At 74.1% G+C, this 3,123-nt stretch carries 3 protein-coding genes and 1 pseudogene; 2 read left to right on the top strand and 2 right to left on the bottom strand.

Annotation, left to right across the window (positions count from 1 at the left end):
* Positions 1 to 138, bottom strand: a 138-nt coding sequence (locus KME77_RS28945; protein ID WP_372451112.1) for a TetR family transcriptional regulator, incomplete at its 3' end; no start/stop codon positions are given.
* Positions 139 to 343: 205 nt separating this feature from the next.
* Here KME77_RS28945 and KME77_RS01650 point away from each other — a divergent pair.
* Positions 344 to 1,639 (top strand): NAD(P)/FAD-dependent oxidoreductase, encoded by a 1,296-nt coding sequence (locus KME77_RS01650; RefSeq protein ID WP_219460826.1) that lies wholly within the window; start codon positions 344 to 346, stop codon positions 1,637 to 1,639.
* Here the strand turns inward: KME77_RS01650 and KME77_RS01645 are convergent.
* Positions 1,590 to 2,873 carry an ArgE/DapE family deacylase gene (locus KME77_RS01645; RefSeq protein ID WP_219460823.1) on the bottom strand — a complete coding sequence of 428 codons (1,284 nt, stop codon included), beginning with the start codon at positions 2,871 to 2,873 and terminating at the stop codon, positions 1,590 to 1,592. The genes KME77_RS01650 and KME77_RS01645 overlap by 50 nt on opposite strands.
* 49 nt (positions 2,874 to 2,922) lie before the next feature.
* Between KME77_RS01645 and KME77_RS01640 the strand changes: the two are divergent.
* Positions 2,923 to 3,123: pseudogene (locus KME77_RS01640) on the top strand (endonuclease/exonuclease/phosphatase family protein); the annotation flags it as partial.

Raw genomic sequence — 3,123 nt, 5'->3', positions numbered from 1 at the left:
CACCCCCGCCTCGGCGGCGACGGCGTCCATCGAGACGGCCTCCACCCCCTTCTCGGCGAACAGCCGGGCCGCCGCCGCCAGCACCTTCTCCCTGTTGCGGGCCGCGTCCGCGCGCTCGCTGACCGGCCGCGCCCGCAGCAGCTCCAGGGGCTCTCTCGACGAAGCGGACCGCGGCCCGTCGGCTCTCTGGTCGTCCACGAAACGGACTGTAGTCCATTTCGCCTGGAGGTCACAACGACGCTCCCGAACAATCATCTGGAACGTGCCAAAGGACGTGGAAGCCAGCATCGCCCCGGATGACCCTTTAACCCGAAAAGTGCATCTTTTCCAGGGGGGAACATCCATGGACCACGCCGTCGTCATCGGCGCCAGCATGGCGGGCCTGCTGTCCGCCGCCGCTCTGCACCGCAGGTACGCCAAGGTCACCGTGCTCGACCGCGACACGCTGCCCACCGCCGACACCCATCGCAAGGGCGTCGCGCAGAGCCGTCACGCGCACGGCCTGCTCGCCTCCGGCCGCGCGGCCATGGACGAGCTGCTGCCGGGCCTGACCGCCGAGCTGGTCGCGCAGGGCGCGCTCGAAGGGGACATCCTGGGCCGGGGCCGCTGGATCCACGGCGGGCACCAGCACACCCGCACCGACAGCGGCCTGACCGGCCTGTTCGTCAGCCGCGTCCTGCTCGAAGGCCAGGTACGCCGCCGCGTCGCGGCCCTGCCCGGCGTGCGGGTGCTGCCCGACCGCGCCGTCACCGGCCTGCTCGCCCGGCAGGGCCAGGTCAGCGGCGTACGACTGGCCGGCGGCGACCCGATCCCCGCCGACCTCGTCGTGGACGCCACCGGCCGGGGGTCGCGCACGCCGTCCTGGCTGTCCGAGCTGGGCTACGAGCCCCCCGCCGAGGAGCGGGTGACGATCGACCTGCGCTACGGGACGCGCGAGTTCCGCCGCCGGCCGGACCAGATGGACGGCGACCTGGTGATCCTGCTGGCGCCCACGCCGCAGGTCCCGCGCGGCGGGGTGGCGCTGGCGCTGGAGGGCGAGCGCTGGGTGGTCACCATGGCCGGGTACGGCGACGGCGGGCCGCCGCTGCCGCTGGACCAGTTCGCCGCCTACGCCCGTTCGCTGGTCACGCCCGACCTGTACGAGCTGGTCACCATGGCCGAGCCGATCGGGGAGCCGCGCGGCTACCACACCCCGGCCAGCGTCCGGCACCGGTACGAGCGGCTGTCCCGCTTCCCCGAGGGCCTGCTGGTCGTCGGCGACGCCGTCTGCGCGTTCAACCCGTTCTACGGGCAGGGCATGAGCGTGGCCGCGATGGAGGCCAGGGCCCTGCTCGACCCGGACGTGCGGCCACTGCCGTTCTTCCGGCGCGTCACCAAGCTGCTCGACGCGCCGTGGGACATCGTGGTCGGCGGCGACCTGAGGCTGCCCGGCGTGCAAGGGCAGCTCACGCCCAGGATCCGGCTGGTCAACACCTACCTGGACCGCTTCCACCCGGCGGCCGCGCACGACGCCGACCTGGCCACGCGCTTCATCCGGGTGGCGAACCTGCTGGAGGCGCCGCCGTCGCTGCTGAGCCCGGCGGCGCTGCTCAGAGTGTTCCGCAACGGCGCACCGCGAGCCTTGCCAGCGCTCGTGTGACCTGGCGCAGCTCCGACAGCTCGACCTGCTCGCGGGGGGCGTGCGCGTACCGCACGTCCCCGGGGCCGTAGTGCAGCGACGGGATCCCGCCGGCCGCGTACAGCCGCAGGTCGCTGCCGTAGGGAGCGGCCCGCTCGGCGGGGGGCGCGCCGGTCGTGGCGGCGATCGCGTCCGCCGTCTCGGCCAGCAGGGGGTGCGACTCGGGCAGCCGCCCGCTGGCGAACTGGCCGCCCGGCCACGTCACCACCGGCGGGTGCGCGCGCAGCCACGGGTGCGCCGCCGACCGCACCGCCTCCTCGAACGCGGCCCGCGCCGCCGCCGGGTCCTCGCCCAGCTTGACGCCCACCCTGCCCTCGGCGATCAGCAGGTCGGGCACGCTGCTGGCCCAGTCGCCCGCGCGCACGGCGCCGATCTCGATCGGGTACGGCATCACGTTGCCGGTGAACAGGGAGGGGACGTCGCGGTTGCGGTCGCCCTCCAGGCGCCTGATCGCCTCGAAGACCGGCCAGAACACCTCGATCGCGTTGACCCCCTCGTACCGGGTGGCGGCGTGGGCGGCGCGGCCCTCGACCTCCAGCCGGAACGTCAGCGCGCCCGCGGCGGCCGTGATGACCGCGCCGCTCGTCGGCTCGGTGATCACCGCCGCGTCGGCCGTGTGCCCCCTGGCCAGCGTGGCGAACGCGCCGAGCCCGCCGTCCTCCTCGCTGATGACGCAGTGCACGGCCAGCGGCCTGGCCAGCCGCACCCCTGATCTCCTGATGGCGCGCACGACGGCGAGGTTGGCGGCCAGGCCGGCCTTCATGTCGCAGGCGCCGCGGCCGTGCAGCGTGTCGCCCTCGATCCGGGCGCCGAACGGGTCACTGCCCGCCCACCGGGCCGGGTCGCCGATGGGCACGACGTCGGCGTGGCCCTGGAGCGCGAGCGCCGGGACGCCTTCGCCGGCGGTCACGGCCACCACGCCGTAGCCCTCCGACCTGGGCGCCTCCATACCGGGGAAGCCCTCGCGGCGGGCCAGGTCCTCCAGGTCGAGCCGCCAGACGTCCACGTCCAGGTCCGCCTCGGTGAGGTGGCGGGCCAGGCGGTGCTGCAGCTCGGACTCGGCGTCGGTGCCCGTCACGCTGGGCACCCTGACCAGGTCGGCCAGCAGGCTCACGGCCTCGGCGTCGTCGATGGCGTTCAGGACCCTGGTCTCCGCGTCCTCGGTCGCCGCGTTCCGGGCTTGCGCGTCGTGCATGGAGCACACCATCTCATGCGTGAACTTATGTGGTCATCAGTGGTGATACATGGGCGTGCGAATCCTCGTGAGCGTTCTGCTGTGGCTGCTGATCGTGCCGTTCACGGTGTGGGCGGCCTTGCGATACGCCCCTTACGAGCCGTTGTGGCCGTGGATCCAGGTGGTGGCGTTCACCCCGTACGCGGCGGGGATCTCGGTGCTGCTGTTCGCCCTGGCCGCGGCGCTGCGGCGGCGGGCCGCCGGCGCGGTC

Source organism: Nonomuraea rhizosphaerae (assembly GCF_019396405.1).
GTDB classification, from domain to species: Bacteria; Actinomycetota; Actinomycetes; order Streptosporangiales; family Streptosporangiaceae; genus Nonomuraea; species Nonomuraea rhizosphaerae.
The sequence above is the reverse complement of the archived record's forward strand: the minus strand, read 5'-3'. Positions and strand labels throughout refer to the sequence as shown.

What these genes read in the sequence shown, in the direction of transcription:
- KME77_RS01645 (WP_219460823.1), bottom strand. Translation starts at nt 2,873, where the DNA reads ATGCACGACGCGCAAGCCCGGAACGCGGCGACCGAGGACGCGGAGACC.
- KME77_RS01650 (WP_219460826.1), top strand. Translation starts at nt 344, where the DNA reads ATGGACCACGCCGTCGTCATCGGCGCCAGCATGGCGGGCCTGCTGTCC.